Origin of the sequence: Streptomyces sp. NRRL S-378 (genome assembly GCF_000720645.1) — a bacterium.
Lineage (GTDB): Bacteria > Actinomycetota > Actinomycetes > Streptomycetales > Streptomycetaceae > Streptomyces.
Window position 1 is genome coordinate 18,827 of the sequence record NZ_JOBX01000030.1, and the last position, 21,937, is coordinate 40,763.

At 73.3% G+C, this 21,937-nt stretch carries 19 protein-coding genes; 6 read left to right on the plus strand and 13 right to left on the minus strand.

From position 1 onward, the window contains the following. Nucleotides 1-73: 73 nt before the first annotated feature. Together IH80_RS0121220 and IH80_RS0121225 are read left to right on the plus strand one after the other, a co-directional pair. Nucleotides 74-2,965 carry a lysylphosphatidylglycerol synthetase family protein gene (locus tag IH80_RS0121220; RefSeq protein WP_030962505.1) on the plus strand — a complete coding sequence of 964 codons (2,892 nt, stop codon included), beginning with the start codon at nt 74-76 and terminating at the stop codon, nt 2,963-2,965. 347 nt (nt 2,966-3,312) lie between these two features. After that, nucleotides 3,313-4,917, plus strand: a complete 1,605-nt coding sequence (locus IH80_RS0121225; RefSeq protein WP_078906678.1) for an alpha/beta hydrolase — start codon at nt 3,313-3,315, stop codon at nt 4,915-4,917. A 92-nt stretch (nt 4,918-5,009) separates the two neighbouring features. Here the strand turns inward: IH80_RS0121225 and moeZ are convergent, their stop codons facing one another. The 12 genes from moeZ to IH80_RS0121280 form a co-directional block, all read right to left on the minus strand. Then, nucleotides 5,010-6,188, minus strand: a complete 1,179-nt coding sequence (gene moeZ, locus IH80_RS0121230; RefSeq protein WP_030962508.1) for an adenylyltransferase/sulfurtransferase MoeZ — start codon at nt 6,186-6,188, stop codon at nt 5,010-5,012. A 63-nt stretch (nt 6,189-6,251) separates the two neighbouring features. Next, a complete protein-coding gene (locus IH80_RS0121235) occupies nt 6,252-7,007 on the minus strand; it encodes a spherulation-specific family 4 protein (protein WP_030962510.1) in 756 nt (251 codons plus the stop codon). Next, nucleotides 6,995-8,005 carry an NAD-dependent epimerase/dehydratase gene (locus IH80_RS0121240; RefSeq protein WP_030962511.1) on the minus strand — a complete coding sequence of 337 codons (1,011 nt, stop codon included), beginning with the start codon at nt 8,003-8,005 and terminating at the stop codon, nt 6,995-6,997. The genes IH80_RS0121235 and IH80_RS0121240 overlap by 13 nt, the downstream gene beginning before the upstream one ends. A gap of 130 nt (nt 8,006-8,135) precedes the next feature. Beyond that, on the minus strand, nt 8,136-9,158 hold the full coding sequence (locus IH80_RS43935) for a hypothetical protein (protein WP_030962512.1): 1,023 nt from the start codon (nt 9,156-9,158) through the stop codon (nt 8,136-8,138). Next, nucleotides 9,155-10,774 carry a GT4 family glycosyltransferase PelF gene (gene pelF, locus IH80_RS0121250; RefSeq protein ID WP_030962514.1) on the minus strand — a complete coding sequence of 540 codons (1,620 nt, stop codon included), beginning with the start codon at nt 10,772-10,774 and terminating at the stop codon, nt 9,155-9,157. Before pelF ends, IH80_RS43935 begins: the two co-directional genes overlap by 4 nt. A 210-nt stretch (nt 10,775-10,984) precedes the next feature. Continuing rightward, entirely contained in the window at nt 10,985-12,589 is a 1,605-nt protein-coding gene (locus tag IH80_RS0121255) for a dipeptide ABC transporter ATP-binding protein (RefSeq protein ID WP_030962515.1), read from the minus strand. Continuing rightward, entirely contained in the window at nt 12,586-13,578 is a 993-nt protein-coding gene (locus tag IH80_RS0121260) for an ABC transporter permease (protein WP_030962516.1), read from the minus strand. The genes IH80_RS0121255 and IH80_RS0121260 overlap by 4 nt, the downstream gene beginning before the upstream one ends. After that, nucleotides 13,575-14,558 carry an ABC transporter permease gene (locus tag IH80_RS0121265; RefSeq protein ID WP_030962518.1) on the minus strand — a complete coding sequence of 328 codons (984 nt, stop codon included), beginning with the start codon at nt 14,556-14,558 and terminating at the stop codon, nt 13,575-13,577. Before IH80_RS0121265 ends, IH80_RS0121260 begins: the two co-directional genes overlap by 4 nt. Continuing rightward, entirely contained in the window at nt 14,555-16,303 is a 1,749-nt protein-coding gene (locus IH80_RS0121270; RefSeq protein WP_030962519.1) for an ABC transporter substrate-binding protein, read from the minus strand. Before IH80_RS0121270 ends, IH80_RS0121265 begins: the two co-directional genes overlap by 4 nt. A 184-nt stretch (nt 16,304-16,487) precedes the next feature. Continuing rightward, nucleotides 16,488-16,583: an Ms4533A family Cys-rich leader peptide gene (locus IH80_RS47175; protein ID WP_324609419.1), complete on the minus strand. Its 96-nt coding sequence runs from the start codon at nt 16,581-16,583 to the stop codon at nt 16,488-16,490. A 69-nt stretch (nt 16,584-16,652) separates the two neighbouring features. Continuing rightward, complete coding sequence (locus IH80_RS0121275; protein ID WP_030962520.1) at nt 16,653-18,152, minus strand: DUF3152 domain-containing protein; 1,500 nt, start codon at nt 18,150-18,152, stop codon at nt 16,653-16,655. 6 nt (nt 18,153-18,158) lie between these two features. Next, a complete protein-coding gene (locus tag IH80_RS0121280) occupies nt 18,159-19,154 on the minus strand; it encodes an alpha/beta fold hydrolase (protein WP_030962522.1) in 996 nt (331 codons plus the stop codon). A gap of 132 nt (nt 19,155-19,286) precedes the next feature. Between IH80_RS0121280 and IH80_RS0121285 the strand changes: the two genes are divergently transcribed. The 4 genes from IH80_RS0121285 (at nt 19,287) to IH80_RS0121300 (ending at nt 21,075) form a co-directional block, all read left to right on the plus strand. Next, nucleotides 19,287-19,502, plus strand: coding sequence for a hypothetical protein (locus IH80_RS0121285; protein WP_030962524.1), 216 nt, complete (start codon nt 19,287-19,289; stop codon nt 19,500-19,502). A gap of 148 nt (nt 19,503-19,650) precedes the next feature. Then, on the plus strand, nt 19,651-20,289 hold the full coding sequence (locus IH80_RS0121290) for a TetR/AcrR family transcriptional regulator (protein WP_030853473.1): 639 nt from the start codon (nt 19,651-19,653) through the stop codon (nt 20,287-20,289). 136 nt (nt 20,290-20,425) lie between these two features. Next, on the plus strand, nt 20,426-20,653 hold the full coding sequence (locus IH80_RS0121295) for a DUF3107 domain-containing protein (RefSeq protein ID WP_030029459.1): 228 nt from the start codon (nt 20,426-20,428) through the stop codon (nt 20,651-20,653). Between the two features lie 119 nt (nt 20,654-20,772). Then, nucleotides 20,773-21,075: a hypothetical protein gene (locus IH80_RS0121300; RefSeq protein ID WP_030962525.1), complete on the plus strand. Its 303-nt coding sequence runs from the start codon at nt 20,773-20,775 to the stop codon at nt 21,073-21,075. A gap of 98 nt (nt 21,076-21,173) precedes the next feature. On the opposite strand, the gene IH80_RS0121305 is transcribed toward IH80_RS0121300, so the two are convergent. Next, complete coding sequence (locus tag IH80_RS0121305; protein ID WP_030962527.1) at nt 21,174-21,932, minus strand: ferritin-like fold-containing protein; 759 nt, start codon at nt 21,930-21,932, stop codon at nt 21,174-21,176. Between the last annotated feature and the right edge of the window lie 5 nt (nt 21,933-21,937).

The window sequence follows — 21,937 nt, forward strand, 5'->3', positions numbered from 1 at the left end:
GTTCCGGACCGGCGCGCACCCTGATGCCCCGGGGGCCCCTCGGTCCGTGCCACCATCTTCCGGGCGGTGACTGGTGATACGTGATCAAGAAGAGACGGATGTGACGACGAAGGAGCAGGGTGTGAGCCCTCCGGAAGGCGCGGCGGGGGACGATGGCGCGCGCCCTGGCGACGGCCCCGCCTCCCGCCCGCAGGACCGCCCCCAGGACCCTCTGCAGGACCGCCCGCAGGACCGCCCCCAGGACCCTCTGCAGGACCGCCCGCAGGACCGCCCCCGGGACCTCGTGCCGGGGCACGCCCCGGGATCCCCGGCCGGCCGCACCGCGGGAGCGGACGCCGGTGACACGGAGGGGCCGGAGGACGCCGAGGCACCGCACGGCCACGCCCCGACCGCCGCCGACCGGGTCGAGGTCGACGAACCGCTGCTCGCCGCCCGCGTGCACCGGCCCTCCGACCTTGTACGCCTCCTCGTCGGCATCCTCGGCATCGCCGTCCTGCTCGGCATCGCCGCCTTCGCCCACGGCACCACCGTCGGCCTGGAGGAGGACATCAGCAAGGGCACCGGCCAGGCGCCGGACCTGCTGATCAAGGTCGCCGCGCTGGTCTCCAGCATCGCGGTGCTGCTGCTCCCCGTGGCCTTCGCCATCGAACGGCTGATCAAACGCGACGGGCTGCGCATCGCCGACGGCGTGCTCGCCGCCGTCCTCGCGCACGGCGTCACGCTCGCCACCGACCTGTGGGTCTCCCAGGCCGCCCCCGACACCATCCAGGACGCCCTCACCCGCCCCGCGGGCGGCGGGACCCTGACCGATCCCGTGCACGGCTACCTCGCGCCCGTGATCGCCTACATGACCGCGGTGGGCATGACCCGCAGACCCCACTGGCGCGTCGCGCTGTGGGTGGTCCTGCTGCTCAACGCGTTCACCATGCTGGTCAACGGCTACACCACCCCCTTCTCGATCATCCTCACCGTGCTGATCGGCTGGAGCGTGGCCTACGGCACCCTGTACGCCGTCGGCTCCCCGAACGTGCGCCCCACCGGGCAGAACCTCCTCGCCGGGCTGCGCCGCGTCGGCTTCCAGCCGATCAGCGCGATGCGCGCCGAGGTGCCCGACGGCCCCGAGGCGTCCGAGACCGGTGACCGCGGTCGGCGCTACCACGTCACCCTGGAGGACGGTCCCCCGCTCGACGTGACCGTCGTCGACCGGGAACAGCAGGCCCAGGGCTTCTTCTACCGGGTCTGGCGCCGGCTGACCCTGCGCGGCATCACCACCCGCCGCAGCCTGCAGTCGCTGCGGCAGGCCCTGGAGCAGGAGGCGCTGCTCGCGTACGCGGCCATCGCGGCCGGGGCGAACGCGCCGAAGCTGATCGCGACGTCCGAGCTGGGTCCGGACGCGGTGATGCTCGTCTACGAGCACCTGGGCGGCCGGACCCTGGACTCCCTCTCCGACGAGGAGATCACCGACGACCTCACCCGCAACGCGTGGGAGCAGGTGCACGCCCTGCAGTCGCGGCGGATCGCGCACCGCAGGCTCACCGGGGACGCGCTGGTGGTGGATCGTTCCGGCAACGTCATCCTGACCGACCTGCGCGGCGGCGAGATCGCGGCAGGCGACCTGGTGCTCCGGATGGACATCGCGCAGCTGCTGGCCACCCTGGGCCTGCGGGTCGGCGCGGAGCGCGCGGTGGCCTCGGCGGTGTCGGTGCTCGGCCCGGACATCGTGGCGGACTGCCTGCCGCTGCTCCAGCCGATCGCGCTGAGCCGTTCCACCCGGGCGACGCTGCGCAAGCGGGCCCGGGAGCGGGCGGAGCGCGAGCGGGAGGCCGTGCTGGAGTCCTCGCGTGCGGCGAAGGCGGCGCGCGAGGCGGGATCCGCGGCCGCCTCGACCCCGACCTCGGCCGCCGCCGAGCGCAAGGCCGAGAAGAGGGCCCTCGACGACGCGATGGACGAGGTCCGCGAGGAGGACCTGCTGAGCCAGATCCGCCGGCAGGTGCTGCTGATCCGCCCGCAGGCGCCGGTGGAGCCGGCCCGGCTGGAGCGGATCCGGCCGCGCACCCTGGTGTCGTTCATCGCGGGCGCGTTCGGTGCGTACTTCCTGCTCACGCAGCTGGCGCACGTGGATTTCGGGACCATCATCGGCGACGCGCAGTGGGGCTGGGTCGGGGCGGCGCTCGCCTTCTCGGCGCTCAGCTACTTCGCGGCGGCGATGAGCCTGCTGGGCTTCGTACCGGAGCGGGTGTCGTTCCTGCGGACGGTGGTCGCGCAGGTGGCCGGGTCGTTCGTGAAGCTGGTGGCCCCGGCGGCGGTCGGCGGCGTCGCGCTGAACACGCGCTTCCTGCAGCGGGCGGGCGTCCGGCCGGGGCTGGCGGTCGCGAGCGTGGGTGCCTCGCAGCTGTTCGGCCTGGCCAGCCACATCCTGCTGCTGCTGTCCTTCGGCTACCTGACCGGGACCGAGAAGACCCCGGAGATGACCCCCTCCCGGGCGGTCATCGCGGGGCTGCTGACGGTGGCGGTCCTCGTGCTGGTGGTGACGGCGGTCCCGTTCATGCGGAAGTTCGTGGTCACCCGGGTGCGGGCGCTGTTCGCGGGCGTGGTCCCGCGCATGCTGGACGTGCTCCAGCGGCCGAAGAAGCTGATGACCGGCATCGGCGGCATGCTGCTGCTGACCGGCTGCTTCGTGATGTGCCTGGACGCGTCGATCAGGGCCTTCGGGGGCGGCGAGGCCATCAGCTACGCGAGCATCGCGGTGGTGTTCCTCGCGGGCAACGCGCTGGGGTCGGCGGCACCGACGCCGGGCGGCATGGGCGCGGTGGAGACCACCCTGACGCTGGGGCTGATCGCGGCGGGGCTGGAGAAGGAGGTCGCGATCTCGGCGGTGCTGCTGTTCCGTCTGATGACCTTCTGGCTGCCGGTGCTGCCGGGGTGGATCTCGTTCAACTTCCTCACCCGCAAGGAAGCGATCTAGTGCTGTGGCCGGAAAGGTTTGCCGGGTCGCGGCGTCCGGTGCGGTGCATCGCAAGGCGGAGGGCCGCGGCTCGTACTGGACGTACGTGCGCGGTCCGACAACGCGGCGAGGTGCCGTGCCGCGGCCCGGACGCCTTCGTCCTGAACGCCTCGGTCGGCCGGTTCGGCGAGGACGACCTGCCGGCCCGCCCGGGCCGGCACCTGATCCGCACCGCGTGGCGACGGGCCGCGCCGCGGCCCGGGAGGTCCTGGCGCAGGGCGCGTCGGGGGCAAACGCCGACGGCCTCCGGGATACCCGAACGGGTCAGCGCGCGGGCGGGGTCCGACGGGGACGCGCAGGATGGTGACATGCCCAAATACCTCCTGCGGGTCGCCGTCGCCGTCGCTCTCCTGGCCGGGGTGGCCAGTACCAGTGGCTGTTCGGACGGCGGGGAGGAGAAGACGCCCAAGGCCGGCGGCACCGAAGGGGCGCCACCTCTGAAGTGGGGCGACTGCGAGGCTCCGACGACCGCCGAGGGAGGCGGGCAGGCACCGCCCAAGGGCTGGCAGTGCGCCACGCTCCATGTGCCGCTCGACTACGCGGACCCCGAAGGAGAAACGATTCCTCTCGCCCTGATCCGGGCGAAGGCCAGGAACCAGGACGAGCGCCTCGGCTCGCTCGTGTTCAACTTCGGCGGCCCCGGCGGGTCCGGGATCACCACCCTGCCCGGCGCCGCCAAGGAGTACGAGGCCCTGCGCGAGCGCTACGACCTGGTGAGCTTCGACCCGCGCGGAGTGGGGCGCAGCGCCCCCGTCCTGTGCCTGGACGACAAGCAGCTCGACGCCTACTACGCCTCGGACTCCTCCCCCGACACCCCGGAGGCGGTGAAGGCGTACCTCGACAACACCCGCAGGTACCAGCAGTCCTGCGAGGCGAAGTCCGGGAAGGTGCTCCCCTACGTCGGCACCGAGAACGCCGCCCGCGACCTCGACCGGATCCGCCAGGCCCTCGGTGACGAGAAGCTCAACTACTTCGGGATCTCCTACGGGACCGAGCTCGGCGGCGTCTACGCCCACCTCTTCCCGGAGAAGGTCGGCCGGGCCGTCTTCGACGCCGTCGTCGACCCGACCGCCACCTCCGAGGAGGGGGCGCTCGGCCAGGCCAAGGGCTTCCAGCTGGCCCTCGGCAACTTCGCGCAGGACTGTGTGGACCGCGGCGACGAGTGCCGGCTCCAGGGCAGCACCGTCAAGGAGATCGAGGACAACATCATCAAGCTGCAGAAGCAGCTGGCCGCCAAACCGGTCCCGGGGATCGGCGACCGGATGCTCACCGAGTCCTCGGCGACCAACGGCATCGCCCAGGCCCTCTACTCACAGGAGCTGTGGCCGCTGCTGGAACAGGGGCTGGACGAGGCGGAGGGCGGCCAGGGGCAGCTGCTGATGGCGCTGTCCGACGCCCTCAACGGCCGCGACCAGAACGGCAACTACAGCAACATCGGCGCCGCCAACACGGCGATCAACTGCGTCGACTCCAAGGACCGCTACACCCTGGAGCAGACCAGGGCGAAGCTGCCGGAGTTCCGCGCCGCCTCGCCGGTCTTCGGGGACTTCCTCGGCTGGGCCATGATGGGCTGCACCGGCTGGCCGGTACCCGGCACCGCGTCGACCCCGGACGTCTCCGCCCCGGGAGCCGACCCGATCCTGGTGATCGGCAACACCGGCGACCCGGCCACCCCCTACGAGGGCGCCCGCAAGATGGTCGAGCGGCTCGGCCCGGGCGTCGGCGTGGAGCTCACGTACAAGGGCGAGGGGCACGGGGCGTACAACAGCGGCGACCCGTGCGTGCAGGGAGCGGTGAACTCCTACCTGCTGGACGGGAAGGTGCCCGCCGCGAACACCGTCTGCACCCCGCCGCCGGACGCCACCCAACCCCCCGCCCCACCGTCGGCCCCCGTGGAACCCCTCGGCACCTGACATCCCCGCCGGCCCCGGATCGGGCACACGAAAGGGGTCGTACCGCGGAGTTCGCGCGGTACGGCCCCTTCGCAGGACCGATCGGAGGACGGTCAGTAGACCGGCTTCTCCGGCTCGATCTGGTGGACCCAGCCGATGACGCCGCCGCCGACGTGGACCGCGTCCGCGAAGCCCGCGGACTTCAGGACCGCGAGGACTTCCGCACTGCGGACACCCGTCTTGCAGTGCAAGACGATGCGCTTGTCCTGCGGCAGGTCCTGGAGGGCCGTACCCATCAGGAACTCACCCTTGGGGATCAGCTTCGCGCCCGGGATCGAGACGATCTCGTACTCGTTGACCTCGCGGACGTCGATGATCTCGATCGCCTCGTCGGTGTCGATCCACTCCTTGAGCTGCTTCGGAGTGATCGTGGAGCCGGCGGCCGCCTCCTGGGCCTCCTCCGACACCACGCCGCAGAAGGCCTCGTAGTCGATGAGTTCCTTGACGGTCGCGTTCGGACCGCAGACCGCGCAGTCGGGGTCCTTGCGGACCTTGACCTGGCGGTACTGCATCTCCAGGGCGTCGTAGATCATCAGGCGGCCGACCAGCGGCTCGCCGACGCCCGTGAGGACCTTGATGGCCTCGGTGACCTGGATGGAGCCGATGGACGCGCAGAGCACGCCCAGGACGCCGCCCTCGGCGCAGCTCGGGACCATCCCCGGCGGCGGGGGCTCCGGGTAGAGGCAGCGGTAGCACGGGCCGTGCTCGGACCAGAAGACCGAGGCCTGGCCGTCGAAGCGGTAGATCGAACCCCACACGTACGGCTTGTTCAGCAGCACGCAGGCGTCGTTGACCAGGTAGCGCGTGGCGAAGTTGTCGGTGCCGTCGACGATGAGGTCGTACTGGCTGAAGATCTCCATCACGTTCTCGGCCTCGAGCCGCTCTTCGTGAAGGACCACGTTCACGTACGGGTTGATGCCCAGAACGCTGTCACGCGCGGACTCGGCCTTGGAGCGGCCGATGTCCGACTGGCTGTGGATGATCTGGCGCTGCAGGTTCGACTCGTCGACCTCGTCGAACTCCACGATGCCCAGCGTGCCGACGCCGGCCGCGGCCAGGTACATGAGGGCGGGCGAGCCGAGGCCGCCCGCGCCCACGGCCAGCACCTTCGCGTTCTTCAGGCGCTTCTGGCCGTCCATCCCGACATCGGGGATGATCAGGTGGCGGGAGTACCGACGGACCTCGTCAACGGTGAGCTCAGCAGCCGGCTCGACCAGGGGTGGCAGCGACACGGGGACTCCGTAGATGGTGACGGCTTAACGGTGGTTCTCTCCGTAACACTGCCACGCCCGTCTTCATTCCAAGACACCTGTTCCGATACGTGAGACGATTTCGTCCCAGTACCCGGGCATGGAGGCCCACGGGTCGCGGTCCCCGACCGCTCGGCGGTCGGTGAACCAGATCGTGCCGGCGCCCTGCCAGCGGGCGATCCGCATCGCTTCCTCCAGATGGGTGCGCGGCACCCCGTGGACCAGATGGCAGAACCGCTCCGGCGGATGCTCCGCCGTCCACTCCGCCACCTGCGACCAGCGGTAGTCGGCCCAGGCTCCGGAGAAGGTCACCAGCTGGTCGGCGGCCTCCGCGTAGCCCTCGTACGGGTGCGTGCCGTGTCCCAGCACGATCCACAGGTCCTCGCCCAGCCCGCGCAGGCTGTCGACGACCCGGCGCACCGAGGCCAGGTCCGCCCGGTCGGCCGGGGTCCCGGCGAGGTAGAAGCCGCCGACCCCGTACCAGTCCCGGAAGCGGTGGGCGTCGGAGACCAGCTCCCCGAAGGACCTCGATCCGTCCCGCATCGCGAGATGGCCGAGGACCGTGCCCCCCGCGCCGTGCAGCTTGGCGGCCGCTTCGGTGCAGTGCGGATCGGGCCGCCCGCCCGGGCCGTCCGCGACGTTCAGCACGGCCCAGTGCAGCGGGGTACCGGGGCGGGTCAGCTCGGCCCACTCCACGGGAGCGAGCAGGGGGTGCGCATAGCCGGGGATGCCCAACCCGAGGCGGCCGGCCCCGGTGGCGGCCGCCGCGAGGGCTCCGGGAGGCGTGGTCAGATGCGGCACGCCGCCTCCATCCAGATGTCCGCGAGGGACTCCTCCAGCCCGATCCGGGGGCGCCAGCCGAGCCGGTCGCGGGCGGTGCGCACGTCCGCCTGCTGCCAGGCCCCGCAGCCGTCCGGGTACGGGTACGGCTGGGGGGCCGTGGCGGCGAGCTGCTCGACGGTGGCCTCGGAGCGGGGCGACCCGATGGAGCCGAGCCCGGCCGGGCGGCCGGGGTGTCCGTGGCCCTGCTGCGGTCCGCCGTGCGGCACGTCCAGCTCGTGCAGGGCTCCGCCGTACCCGGCGACCCGGGCCAGGACCGCGGCCGCGTCGCGCAGCCGGACCGCGCGGCCGGTGCCGATGTTCACCACGCCCTGCGCGGCGGAGAGGGATGCGGCGTGCACGGCCCGCGCCACGTCCCGCACGTCGACGAAGTCGCGCTGTACGCCGAGCCCGCTGAGCTTCAGCTCGCCGTCGCCCGCCTGCATCGCGCGGCGCATGGCCTCGGCGAGCCGGCCGAGCGGTGATCCGGCCGGGGTGCCGGGGCCGACGGGCGAGAAGATCCGCAGTACGACGGCGTCCAGCCCGGAGCCCAGCACCAGCTCGGTGGCGGCCAGCTTGCTGACGCCGTACGGTCCGCCGGGTCTCGGCACGGCGTCCTCGGCCGTGGAGGATCCGGGCTGGCTGGGTCCGTACTCCGCGGCGCAGCCGAGCTGCACGAGCCGGGCCCCGCAGCCGCTGCGGCGCAGCGACTCGCAGATCGTCGCGACGGCGACGGTGTTGTGCCGCGTGAGTTCGCGGGCCCCGCCCCGGGTGGCTCCGGCGCAGTTGATGACGACGCCCGGGTGGACGGCGTCGAGGAAGCGCGTGAGGGCTCCGGGGCTGCCGGTGGCGAGGTCGAAGCGGACGTCGGCGTCGTCGCCGCGGCCGAGCGCGGTGAGCTGGACGGCGGGGTCGGCGAGCAGCCGGTCGGCGACGTAGCGGCCGAGGTATCCGTTGGCTCCGATCAGCAGCACCCTCATCGCGTGACCCCTTGGTCGGTTGGCTGGCCGGTCATGTCTGTTTCTCCTTGCGGGCGGATGGATGGATGGACGGGGCACGGGCAGGGCGCCTCGGCGTCGGCTCCGAAGGGCTGCGGCGGTCCCGGGGGCGTCAGGGCCTCGCGTGCGCGGATGCGCGGGACAGGGCGAGGACGGCGTGGACGAGGAGGGCGGCCGCGGCGGCGGGGGCCGCCGCCGGGACGGGGATCAGGGCGAGGGCGAGGGCGGCGGCGACGGGTCCGCGACGGGATCCGTGCCGCAGCAAGAGCCGGGTCAGGAAGAGCAGCAGGGCGATCGGTACGGCCGCCGTGAGGGGGGTGCCGGCGACCGCGGCCGCCGCGGCGGCGGCCGCGGTGAAGCCGCCGACGACCGCGCACAGCAGCGGCCGGACCCGGTCGGCGAAGTCCTCCAGGGCACGGCTCGCGTCGAGCCGGGCCCGGGCGCCGGCGGCGAAGCCGGCGGCGAGCAGGTGCCCGGGACCCACGGCCAGCGCCAGGCCGACCGCGAGGGCGGTGCCGTACCGGTACGCCGCCCAGCCGGCGACGGCGGCGGCGAGCAGGTGCGCGAGCCAGGGGAACCGGCTCCCGGCGGCCCGCCCCGGCCACACCAGCGCGGCGACGGTGGCGGCCACGGCGGCGGGCCCGGCCCATGCCTGGCCCGCGGCGGCCGCACCGGCGGCGAGGGCTCCGGGCAACAGCGCGCAGCCGAAGCGGCGGTAGGCGGCCGGCCCGGCCGGCACCAGGGCCGGCGCGGCGGCGGGCGCCTCTCCGCGCGGGCTGCGGGCGTACAGCTCCTCGGCGAGGGAGAAGACGTCGCGGTGGCGGAAGCGGGCGGCGGTGCGGTCGGTGATGCCGTGGGCCTCCAGCCCGGCGGCGATCTCCAGGGGGTCCACGGCCCGCTCGCACAGCTCGCGGTGCCGGTGCAGCAGGGCTTTGACGGGATCCCCCGCGACCCGCGGTCGCGCCTGCGGTGTCGCTGCCCGGAGGCTCCCGGCCCGGTCGGGGCGGGGGGCGGCGGGCCCGGAGCCTTCGGCCTCGCCGGCCGGCACCTCCCGGCGGTGTCCGGGGGCGCTGTCCCCGCAGGCCCGGGCGTCGGGCGTCGGCGGGGCCGCGGTGTCGGGGTCGACGGTGGTCATACGGCAGCCTCCGAGGTCGGGTCCGGTACGGGCTTGGCCCAGGTCGGGCTGGTCCAGTGCCCGGGCACCCGCGCCTCCGGGGGCCGGGCGAAGGGGACGCCTCCGTCGGGCCGTTCGGAGCCCTTGGCCAGCAGCCGCAGGTAGATCTCCTGGAAGGCGGTGACGTTCTGCTCGACGGTGAACAGCTCCAGGGCCCGTGCCCGGGCGGCCGCTCCGAGGCGCTGTGCCCGCTCGGCGTCCCCGAGCAGGGACAGGCAGGCCTCGGCGAGCGCGCGCGGGTTGCGCGGCGGGACGACGAGTCCGGTGCCGCCGATGACCTCGCGCACCGCGCCCACGTCGGTGGAGACGGTGGCGCGGCCGCAGAGCATCGCCTCGGCCAGGGTGACGGGGAAGCCCTCGATCACGGAGGACAGCACGACGACCCGTCCGGCGCCGTACGCCTCGGCCGCGGAGGGAGCCTCGGGTCCGCCGATCTCCTCGAAGGCGACCGGGTTCTCGCCGACGGTGACGCAGTCGGCGGCTTCGTCGGGGAACAGCTGCGCGGCGAGGGAGCGGCAGTCGGCGAGGTAGCCGGGGTCCGCGGCGGTGGTGAAGATCCGCAGCCGGGCGCGCGGCTCGGCCCTGCGGACCTCGGCGAAGGCGTGCAGCAGGGCGACGAGGTCCTTGGCGGGCTCCACCCGGCCGACCCAGACGAGCGTGTCGGGGTCCCCGCGGTCGGCGGCCTCCCCGACGGTGGCGAATCGGTCCGCCTCCATCCCCGGGTGGACGGTCCGCAGCCGGTCGCGGGTGGCGCCGCAGCGCTCCTGCCAGCGCCGGGCGTGGGCGTTGCCGGGGGTCAGGAAGTCGGCCCGGGCGTAGATCTCGGAGGCCAGCCGCAGGTGGAAGGCACCGAGCAGGGCCCGCACGGCGGGGCGGGGCTCCTCGCCCTCCCCCGCGCCGAGGTGGGTCAGGTAGTGGGCGCGCAGCTGGACCCCGTACTCGGTGACCAGCAGCGGGACCCCGAAGAAGCGTTTGGCCAGAAGGCCGGGGAGCGCCGCCACCCCGCCCGCGGCTGCATGGCAGACGTCGACCGCGCCGAGGCCCTCGCCCCGGACGTTCTCCTCGTACCAGTCGAGGGACAGCGGCCGCAGCATGACCTCCAGTTCGTCGGCGAACCGGAGCAGGTCGGTCACCTGCGCCGCCTGTACGGAGCGGCTCGCGCCCGGGGCCCGGCAGGCGGCCTCCAGCGCCCGCACCGCGGACTCGGAGCGCAGGGCCGCGTACAGCCCGCCCTGTTCGCGGGCGAGGCCGGCGAGTCCGTACAGTCCGGTGGCGAAGGGCTCCGGCGCTGCGGCGCAGATCCCGTGGACCAGCTCCTTGAAGCAGTCGGCGAAGCGCCGGCGCTCGCGCCGGGAGTAGGTCCGCCCGTCGTCGGCGGGGGCCCAGAGGGCGGCCGTGCGGACGTGCGTGACGTGTTCGGGCAGCGGGACCCGGGTGCGCTCCTGCTCGGCGCTGCGGCTCAGCGCGTAGAGCTCGAACGCGTGCTGCGGGAGTCCGCGCACGAGCCGGTCGCACCACAGCCTGGCCTCGCCCGTCGCATACGGATAACCACCTTCGGTGAGCAGTCCGATCCGCACGAGTGGCACCCCCGATCTCCCGTTCAGGCGGTCGCCCTCGGTCAGGCGACCCGCCGCTGGAGAACTCAAGCGGATATGCCGAGGGCGCGACGGACGGTTGTCCGTCGCGCCACCGGAAGGGGTGAAGAGTCGTAACTTTCCCGTACGGTTCGCGTTCGAGCACGCTAGAAGTACAGCCTCGAAGGGCCCGCGGCAGAGGGGGCCGGGCCGTCAGACCCCGACCCCCCGGACACCCCCCAGCGCCGGTACGGCGGCCAGCAGCCGGCGGGTGTAGGGGTGGGCGGGACGGCCGTAGACCTCGTCCACCGGACCCTCCTCCACGATCTCGCCGGCCCGCATGACGGCGACCCGGTCGCTGACCTGCCGGACCACGGCCAGGTCGTGCGCGATGAAGACCAGGGCGATGCCGAACTCCGCCTGGAGTTCCGCCAGCAGGGCGGTGACCTGCGCCTGCGTGGTCACGTCGAGCGCCGAGACGGGCTCGTCGCAGACGATCAGCCGGGGCCGGGGGGCCAGCGCCCGTGCGATGCCCACCCGCTGGCGCTGACCGCCGCTGAACTCGTGCGGGTAGCGGTCGTAGTGCCCGGCCTCCAGCCCGACGCGCTCCAGCAGTCCCCCGACGCGGGCCCGCAGGGCGGCCCCGTCCCGTTCTCCGGCCGCGCGCAGCGGGTCGGCGATGGACTCGCCGACGGAGCGGCGCGGGTTGAGGGAGGAGACCGGGTCCTGGAAGACCATCTGCACGCCGTTGGTGATGCCGGTGGCGGGGACGCCGCCGCGGCGGACCTGCCCGGCGTCGGGTTCCACCAGCCCGACGAGCATCCGCCCGAGCGTGCTCTTGCCGGAGCCGCTCTCGCCGACGATGCCGAGGGTCTCCCCGGCGCGCACCGCGAGGGACACCCCGGCGACGGCGGTGACGCGCCGGCCGCGCCGGCCGAACTCCCGCCGCAGGCCGACGGCTTCGACGACGGGCGTGTCCGTGCCGTCCGGCGCGGGCCCGGGCAGGGGCCGGGGCCGCGGTCCGTCCAGCCTCGGCACGGCCGCCAGCAGCGCCCGCGTGTACGGCCGGGCCGGTGCGGCCAGTACGGAGGCCACGGGCCCCTGTTCCACGGCGGAACCGTCCCGCATGACCAGCAGGTCGTCCACGCTCTCCGCGGCGACGCCCACGTCGTGGGTGACGAGCAGCAGGCCGAGTCCGCGTTCCTCGCGCAGGCCGTGCAGCAGGTCCAGGATCTGGGCCTGGACGGTGACGTCCAGCGCGGTGGTCGGCTCGTCGGCGATCAGCAGCCGCGGCTCGCAGGCCAGTGCCATCGCGATGAGCGCCCGCTGGCGCATCCCGCCGCTGAACTCGTGCGGCCGCGAGCGGGAGCGGCGTGCCGCGTCCGCGATGCCCACCCGGTCGAGCACCTCGACGGCCCGCGCCCTGGCCTCGCGCCGGAAGGTGTCCGAGTGGATGCGGTGGACCTCGGCGATCTGGTCGCCGATGGCGAGGTACGGGTCCAGGGAGCTCAGCGGGTCCTGGAAGACCATGGCGGCCGTCCCGCCGCGCAGCCGGCGCAGTTCGGCGGGCGTGGCCGCGGCCACGTCGGTGCCGCCGACCCGGACGGTGCCGGACAGCCGAGCGCCCGTACCGCGGTGCAGGCCCAGCAGGGCGGCGGCCACGGTGGACTTGCCGCTGCCGGACTCGCCCACGATGCCCAGGGCGCGGCCCTCCTCCAGGGTGAAGGAGATTCCGTCCACGGCCCGTACGTACTGCGCGGCTCCGCCGACGGGGAAGTCGACGGCGAGGCCGGTGACCTCCACCAGGGGCTTGGTCATGCGAGGGCCACCCTTCGGTCCGCGGCCGCGTAGAGCAGGTCGGCGACGGCGCCCGCGAGGACCACGGCGGTGCCGATCGCCAGGACGACGCCCACCACGACGGGCAGGTCCACGACCCGCACCGCGTCGATCAGGGTCTTGCCGAGGCCGGGGATCCCGAACAGGGACTCCGTCAGCACCGCGCCGCCGATCATCGTGCCGAAGTCGACGGCGCTGAGGGCGATCACGGGGGCGACGGCGCCGCGCACCGCGTGCCGGGTGACCAGGGCCCGCTCCCCCACCCCGTAGGCGCGGAAGGTGCGGATGTGGTCCTCGGCGAGCGTCTCCAGGGTCGAACTGCGGGTGAGCCGGGCGTACTTGGCGCTCTCGAACAGGCCGAGTGCGAGCCACGGCAGCAGCAGGTTCCAGGCCCACTGCTCGGGGTCCTCGGTCAGCGGCACGTACGTCGGGAACGGCAGCCACCGCAGGTACGCGCAGACCGTCATGAGCAGCAGCAGCCCCAGGATGAAGACGGGCGTGCCGGTCCCGGCGAGGGTGAGGACGGTCAGGGCCCGTTCGGTGATGCCGCCGCGGCGCAGCGCGGACAGCAGCCCGGTCCCGACACCGGCCAGCAGCCAGATCGCCAGTGCGCCGAGGGCGAGCGACAGGGTGGCGGGCAGCCGGTTCAGGATCAGCTCGGTGACCTGCTGGTCGGTCTGGTACGAGAAGCCCAGGCAGGGCGCGTCGCAGCGCAGGGTCTGCCCGGCGCCGGCGGAGTACTCCCGGCCGGCCGCCAGTCCCTGGAGGAAGTGCAGGTACTGGGTGACGGAGGACTCGTTCAGCCCGAGCTGTTCGCGGACCTGGGCGATCTGCTGCGGGTTGCAGCGCTCCCCGCAGGCGAGGCGGGCGGGGTCACCGGGGGCCAGGTAGAAGAGGGAGTAGACGATGACGGACAGGGCGAGCAGCACGAACAGTGCCCCGCCGGTCCGTTTGAGCACGAAGCCGGTCACGCCTTGTGTTCCTTTCCGGTGCCGACCCGCAGGCGGGAGCCTTCGCGCGGGTCGAGGGCCGTGCGGACGGCGTCGCCGAGCACGGTGGAGGCGAGCACGGTGACGAAGAGCAGTCCGGCGGGCAGCAGGACGTAGGCCGGGTCGGCGCGGAACCAGGTCTGGGCGCTGGAGAGCATCTGCCCCCAGGAGGGGGTGGGCGGCTTCACGCCGACGCCCAGGAAGGACAGCGAGGCTTCGGCGACGATGGCGGTGGGCACCTTGATCGCGGCGTAGGTGATCACGGGTGCGGCCAGGGACGGCAGCAGTTCGCGCCGGGCGATGCGCAGCTTTCCGCTGCCGGAGAGCCGGGCGGCGTCGACGAAGTCGAGGCCGCGCAGGGCGAGGGCCTGGGCGCGCACCATCCGGGCGGTGCCGCCCCAGTCGAGCAGTCCGATGACGAGGACGAGCAGCAGCGGGCGGGGGAAGTCGGGCGGGACGACGGCGGTGAGGGCGATGCCGATGACCAGCATCGGCAGCGCGATCATGACGTCGGTGGACCGTCCGATGATCTGGTCCGCGAGGCGCCCGCCGAGTGCGGCGGCGAGTCCGACGGCGACACCGACGAACATCTGCACGGCGACCGCTCCGAGGGCGACGAGCAGCGAGATCCGTGCGCCGTACAGGAGCCGGACCAGCAGGTCGCGGCCGGTGCCCGGTTCGACGCCGAGCCAGTGGTCGGCGGAGATCCCGCCGAAGGGGCCGAGCGGGACGCCGCCGCGGGCGGAGTCCACGAGGTCGTCGTGGTACGTGTTCGGGTCCTGGCCGGTGAGCTGCGCGAGCAGCGGTGCGGCGAGGGCGAGCACGACGAGCAGGGCCAGGACGGTGGCGGCGGCGACGGCGGAGGGCCGTCGGCGCAGGCGCCGCCACGCCCGGCGTCCGGCGCCGGCGCCCGGGGGGACGGCCCCGGGTGTCGGCGCGGACCGTTCGAGGGCGAGGGTCACTTGACCGCGACCTGCGAGATGTCGAGGACGCCGGTCCAGTCGCTGATGACGACGTTCTTGACGTCCTTGCCGACGAGCCGCTTGTAGACGGGGTGGAAGAGCGGCACGGTGAGGGCCTGCTCGCCGATCTTCTTGTCGAGGGCGCCCCAGCGCTTGCCGGCCGCGGCGAGGTCGGTCAGCTTGGCGATCTCGTCGATCTCGGCGTTGACGGTCGGGTCGTTCAGCTGCGCGTGGTTGTAGTTGGAGCCGCCGGTGACGATCTGCCGGCCGTCGAAGATCGGGGCGAGGAAGGGGCCGCCGGACGGCCAGTCGGCGCCCCAGCGGGAGAGGAAGAAGCCGGGGGTGTTGGCGGCGTCCCAGCGCCGCTCGTTGAAGGCGTTGTTCTCCAGGCCCTCCAGCTTGACGGTGATCCCGGCGGCGGCGAGGGCCTGCTGGACGGCGGTGGCGACCTCGGGGCTGGTCTGGCGGTTCTGCGCGGTGGAGTGGGTCAGGGTGACGGTGATGCCGTCGGGGAATCCCGCCTCCTTCAGCAGTTCCTTCGCCTTGGCCGGGTCGCCGGTCTTCCCCGCGGGGAAGTGGTCGTAGGGGGTGAAGCCGAAGGCCTCGCGCTCGGGCAGGAAGGTGGTGGCGGGCTCGGCCAGGGCGGATCCGCCGGCGGCGTTGACCACGCTGGTGCGGTTGATCGCGTGGGAGATCGCCTGGCGGACCTTCGGGTTGTCGAAGGGGGCGACCTTCGGGTTGAAGGCGATGTAGTTGACGTAGCCGAAGTGCCCGGTGCCGACGCGGCCGGCGAGTCCGTTCTTGTCGGCGGAGTCCCCGATCTGCGCGAGCTCCGCGGGGCCGAGGTTGGTGTCGGTGGTGATGGCCGCGGCGTCGGGGCCGGCGCTGGTGGTCAGGCGCTGGTTGATGACGGCCGCGTCGAGGCCGGATCGGACGTCGATCCGGTCGGGGTAGGCCTTGCGCTCCTCGTCGGTCTTCTCGTCCCAGTGCTCGTTGCGCTCCAGGGTGAGGTGCTCGCCGTCGTTGTCGTTCTTGACGACCTTGTAGGGGCCGGAGGAGACCGGGTGCTCCTCGTACTTGGCGCCGGTGTCCTTGGCCTTGGGGACGGGGGCGAACTGCGTCTGGGTGGCGACGAAGGGGAACTCGCCCTCGGGCTTGCGCAGTTTGAAGACGATCGTCTTCGCGTCGGGCACGACGATCGAGTCGAGGCCCTTGCCGCCGTCCTTGTAGGGGCCCTGGTAGGACTCGCCGCCGACCAGCCAGTCCCGCAGGTACGGGGCTCCGCCCGACAGCTCGGCGGCGAAGGACCGCTCGATGCCGTACTTGATGTCGGCGGTGGTGATCGGGGAGCCGTCCTCGTACTTCAGGCCGTCCTTGAGCGTGTACGTCCACTCCGTGGCGTCGGCGTTGGGCCGGCCGGTGTCGGTGGCCAGGTCGGGCACGACCTTGGTGCCGGCCGCGCCGTCCTCGCGGTTGCGGGTGGTGAGCGTACGGAAGACCAGCGAAGGAACGTTTCCGCCGCCGGAGGTGTAGAGCCGGGCCGGGTCGAAGTCGTTCTGCGGCTCGGCGTTGAGGACGGTCAGGGTGCCGCCCTTCTGCGGCGCGCCCGCGGCGCCGGGCCTGCCGTCGGCGGCACCGGCCTTGTCCGCGCCGCCCTCGGGCCCGCAGGCGACGGCGCCCCCGGCCAGTACGAGGCTGACGGCGGCCGCGGCCACGCGGCGCGATATCTGGGACTGACTGGGCATGAAGGAAGGACCTCTCGGCGTGAAGGAGATGCGGAAGGGCCACGCGAGGGGCAGCGGTCGTCGGTCGGCGGCGGTACCGGACCGGCACCGAACAGGAGGAAGCCGCGCCTGCGGGCATGGGCGTGCCCGGGCGCGGCGGCGTCACGAAAGGGACGGAAAGGGTCGCTGCGCGGTCGGGCCGGCGTCAGCGACAGGAGATGTCGGCCACGCTGTGCGCGGCCACACCGAGGAGCGCCAGCTCAATGGCGGCGCTCGCGGTCGGGGTGTGGCGGTGCGACATGCGGAGAACGATGGCCGATGATCGGACGCCTTGTCAACGCGAGTCCGGGCACGCACCCGGCTCGGTGCGTCAACTCCCCGGGAAAGCCCAGGGGTTGGGCTTGCATTCGATGCCGTCGATGTTGAGGGACTTGGTCTGCTGCTGCATGACCGGGGCGAGCGCTCCGGGGGTGCGGCAGTTGACGTGGTCGTGTCCGAGCCGGTGACCGACCTCGTGGTTGATGAGCATCTGACGGTAGGTCAGCATCTGGTCCGGGCCGTAGGTCTCGGAGCCCTGGGCCCAGCGGAAGGCGTTGATCATCACCCGCTCGGTGCTCGCGGAGTCGCAGGAGACGTTGCCGACGACGGTGTCGAGGTTCGACTTGGCGCACCAGACCCCGGTGGTGCCGGGACTGGCGAGGGTGATCACGAAGTCGGCCTTGCCGCCCGGTACCCGCTCGAAGGTCCTGGTGCCGCCGTGGCCCCAGCTGCGGTCGTCGTTGAGGGTGCGGTGGACGGCCTCGGCGAAGAGCTGCGGGTCCAGACCCAGGCCCTGCTCGACGTCGACGCGGTAACGCACGATCTTGCCCTTGCCGGGGGCCTTGGCCACGCCCGGCACGGTGTCGAAGGTCCCGGGGCCGGCGAGTTTCGGGTCGAGGGGCAGCTGCGCGGCCATCTGCTGCTCGTAGGTCAGCTCGGGCGCGGGCGCGGCGGCGGACGGTGCGACGGGTGCGGCCGCGCCGCCGTTCGGCGTCGGGCGCCCGTCCGATCGGGAGGCGGCCGTGTCGCTGCGGTCCTTGTCGGTGGCGGCGGGCCCGCCGGCCCTGGTCTCGTCGGCGTCGCCGTCGAGGAACGTCTGGCCCCCGACCACCACCGCGAGGACGGTGGTGACCGCGGCCGCGGCCATGCCGGTGTACGCGAGGGCCTTCTTGCCGCGGCCGGAGCCGGACTTCTCGGCGGCGGACTCGGCCGCGACGGGCTCGGCGGCGGGCTCGGCGGCGGACCCGGCGGCCACCGTCCCGGCGTCGGCCGGCTTGCGCGGGCCGGGGACCCGGCGGTGCGATCCGGTGGAGGTGAGGGCGTCGGCCTCCGGCCCCCCGTACGCGGGGACCTGCGCCGGCGGCGTCAGCGTGACCTGCGGGAAGCCCACGGCGGGTGTGCCGAAGGCCGGGGTGTCGGAGTCCAGGAGCGCGGCCGGAGCCGCGGGGGCCTCGGGGTGGGAACGCGGCACCCCGCGCCAGTCCCCGTACACGGAGCCGGAGTCGGAGGCGGGCCGGGCACCCCAGGCGCCGCCCGGTTCGTACTGCTGCGGGTGGCCGTCGGCCCGCGCACCGGCGGCGGGCAGGTGCTGCGACACGTATCCCTGGTGGGTGACGGTCGGTTCGGGCCACCCGGCGTACGGGTCGCCGTTGCCGAAGACGTCGTTGCCGAAGACGTCGCCGCCGTGGACGTCGGTGCCGAACGCGTCGTACGCGTACGGGTCCTCGTACCCGGCGGGATCCGGTTGCGCCTGCGGGCGCGCTGCGGCGGGCGCCTGCGCCGGAGCGGACTCCGGAGCGGGCGCCCCGGATTTTCGACTGTGTCGTCCCACGACCCCTCAGCCCCTGCCGTCTTCGGTGTCCCGGTCCGCAGCCCCCGCGCGGGTGTCGCGCAGGAGCTCCGTGAAGGCGGCGGCCACCACCTCGGGGTACTCCATCATCGCCACGTGCCCGGCCTCCGGCAGACACAGCAGCCGCGAACCCCGGAAGGCCGCTGCCGCCTTGTGCGCCATGCGGTACGAGACCAGCTGGTCCCGGCCACCGTAGACCAGCAGGGACGAGGCGAGCACCCGTTGCGCCTGCCGCCACAGTCCGTGCTGGCCGCCGAGGGTGTAGGCGTCGACGATGCCGCGCGAGGTGCGGGTCATCACGTCCCAGAAGTACGGGAGCGCCATCCGGCGTTCCATCTCCTCCACCGCGTGGCGGAACCCTTCGGGAGTCACCCGGGAGGGGTCTCCGTAACAGAGCTCCGTCACCCCCCGGGTGCGCTGTTCGGCACTGAGGCCCTGGGTCATGCGGTTGAAGAGCGCGGCCACCCCGGGCAGGGCCAGGAGGGCCGTCGGCACGGCCGACCGCTGCACGCGCAGCTCGGGCAGGGCCGGCGAGACGAGCGTCAGGGTGCGCACGAGGTCGGGGCGGACGGCCGCGACCCGGGTGGAGACGGCGCCGCCGAGGGAGTTGCCGAAGAGGTGCACCGGCCCGCGCCCCGCGGCGTCGAGGTGGCGGATGACGGCGCGGGCGAACGCGGTGACGGAGTAGCCGCCGTCGGCGGGCGGCGGGGACCAGCCGAAGCCGGGCAGGTCCACGGCCTCGCCGTCGACGGTGTCCGCCAGCTGGGCCATGAGGGCCGACCAGTTCTGCGAGGAGCCGCCCAGCCCGTGCACGAACAGGGCGGGTGGCAGGTCGGCGCGCTGTGGCGGGCGCACCCGGACGGCCAGTTCCAGTCCGGGCAGCACCGCGGTGCGCAGCTGCTCCCCGTCGGCCAGCCGGACCGCTCCCACGGGGGAGGGCGGTGCGACGGTGGACCGTACGCCGGGCAGCTCGGTCGAAGACATGCGGGCAATGTTACGAGAGGATCACGTTCCACTTGTTGTGTTCGCGGTCACAGTCTCATCGCGGATCCGCATAGCGGTGCATCCGCGATCCTCCTAGGCTCGTAAGTGACACAAGGAAGCGAGGGGAGCGGCATGACTGTCGACCCTGCGGAGCCGGACACCTTCCGGGAGCGGTTTCCGGAATCCCTCGATCCTGAGGCCCCCGAGGCGGATGTGGCGGAGCAGCAGGCCGATCTCCAACCGGACGACGACGACCTCGACGCCGGCCGCGAGGCGGGCCAGGCCGCGGACGGCGACGCCGCCGAGCAGGCGCGAGTGGTGCAGCTCGACGAGGACGACTACCGCTGAACCGACTGCCGACCGACCGCTGACCAGCGCCTCCGGACCGTCCGTACCGCGAGAAAACTCGGCTTGGACCCCCCAGAACGGGTTACCGAAAAGTACGATGGCGGCGCGGCGCAGAGCGCCTGTGTTCCGAGAGAAAGTGGGAGGCGGCGTGACAGCCATCGAGCAGACCGAGGCAGCGCGTCCGCGGGGCACGCGACTGCCGCGCCGAGCCCGGCGCAACCAGCTGCTGGGCGCGGCCCAGGAGGTCTTCGTCGCCCAGGGTTACCACGCGGCCGCGATGGACGACATCGCCGAGCGCGCCGGGGTCAGCAAGCCGGTGCTGTACCAGCACTTCCCCGGCAAGCTCGACCTGTACCTGGCCCTGCTGGACCAGCACTGCGAGGCGCTGCTGCTGGCCGTGCGCACGGCGCTCGCGTCGACGACCGACAACAAGCTGCGCGTGGCCGCCACGATGGACGCCTACTTCGCGTACGTGGAGGACGAGGGCGGCGCCTTCCGGCTGGTCTTCGAGTCCGACCTGACGAACGAGCCCGCCGTGCGCGAGCGCGTCGACCGCGTCTCGCTGCAGTGCGCCGAGGCCATCTCCGACGTCATCGCCGAGGACACCGGACTGTCCAAGGACGAGTCGATGCTGCTGGCCGTGGGCCTGGGCGGGGTCTCGCAGGTCGTGGCCCGCTACTGGCTCTCCAGCGAGAGCCCGGTCGCCCGTGAGACGGCGGTCGGTCTGCTGACCTCGCTCGCCTGGCGCGGCATCGCCGGCTTCCCGCTGCACGGCACGGAGTCCTGACACCTCCCGGGGCGTCACCTCCGGTGTTCGCTGCCAGCGTGTCCGCTCTGCGCGGTCCGCATCCCCTCTCCGGGCTAATGTGGACCGCGTACGGCGCGGCTGATCGCGCGAACCGGATCGTCGGAGGGACAAAGCCGTGGAGGTCAAGATCGGCGTGCAGCACGCACCCCGGGAGATCGTGCTGGAGAGCGACCTGAGCGCCGAGGAGCTGGAGAGCATCGTCAGCGCCGCGCTGTCCGGCAACGAGCCGCTGCTGAGCCTCACCGACAGCAAGGGCCGCAAGGTCCTGGTGCCGTCCGACCGCCTGTCGTACGTCGACCTGGGCGAGCCGACCGCACGCAAGGTCGGTTTCGGAGCGCTCTGAGAAGCTCTGAGAACTGTCCGAAACGGCCCGGTGGTTGATTCCACCGGGCCGTTTCTCTCTCTTCCGCTTCGGGTAGGACCGCAGTGACCCGGTTTGCCCTGACGTATGGGAGAGACCTGATGCTGCTGATGGAAGTGCTCGGCTCCGCGCTGTTGGGCCTCGCCCTGTCCGCCGCAGCCGTCCGAGCGCTCGCACCCCGACTCCCTTCCCCCAGGGTGGTGCTGGTCAGCGGGGTGCTGGGGGCGCTGTTCGGGGCGTATCTCACCCACTTCGCGCTCGGCCCGGGGCACTACACCCTGATGGCTTCCTTCATCGGTGCGGTGCTGGTGTCCGCCGTGGTGCTGTCCCTGCTGCTCCGTCCGGCCCACGCGTCCCGCAGGCGCCCCCACAGGACTCCGTTTTCACTCCCGTCGCGGGGATGACCCCTGAGGGCGGGACACCATGAGCCCGCTCCCCACACGTACGTCGGCCCCGGCGCGCACACGGCGCGCCGGGGCCGACGACGTACGGGACCCTGCGGTCAGGCGGCGAGGCCGAGGGCCGCCATCCGCTTGGTGTGGGCCTTGGTGATCCGGGTGAACATCTCGCCGACAGCCGCGAGGTCGAAGCCCGCCGCCATCCCGTCGACGCCGCCGACCAGCATGGTCGAGAGGGCGTCACGCTCGGCGACCACCCGCTGCGCCTGCGAGAGGGCCTCACCCATCAGGCGGCGGGCCCACAGGGCGAGCCGGCCGCCGCAGCGCGGGTCGGCCTCGATCGCGGCGCGCACCTTCTCGACGGCGAAGTTGCCGTGGCCGGTGTCGTCGAGCACACCGAGCACCAGCGCGCGGGTGTCGGTGTCCAGGTGCGAGGCGACCTCGCGGTAGAAGTCACTGGCGATGGAGTCGCCGACGTACGCCTTGACCAGGCCCTCCAGCCAGTCCGACGGGGCGGTCTGGCGGTGGAAGTCGTCGACGCCCTGGGCGAAGGGCTGCATGGCGGCGGTGGGCTCGGCCTCGATCTTCGCGAGGCGGTCGCGGAGCCGCTCGAAGTGGTGGAATTCGGCGGAGGCCATCGCGGCGAGCTCGGCCTTGTCGTCCAGGGTGGGCGCGAGCTTCGCGTCCTCCGCGAGGCGCTCGAAGGCCGCGAGCTCCCCGTACGCGAGCGCGCCGAGCAGGTCCACGACGGCGGCCCGGTACTGCGGCGAGGCAGATGCGGTCGCCCAGTCCTGCGAGGCGATCCCCGTGGCCTCTGCGGGGGTGCTGTCGTCGGCGGGCGAGGCGTTTTCTACGGTCGGCATGCTCC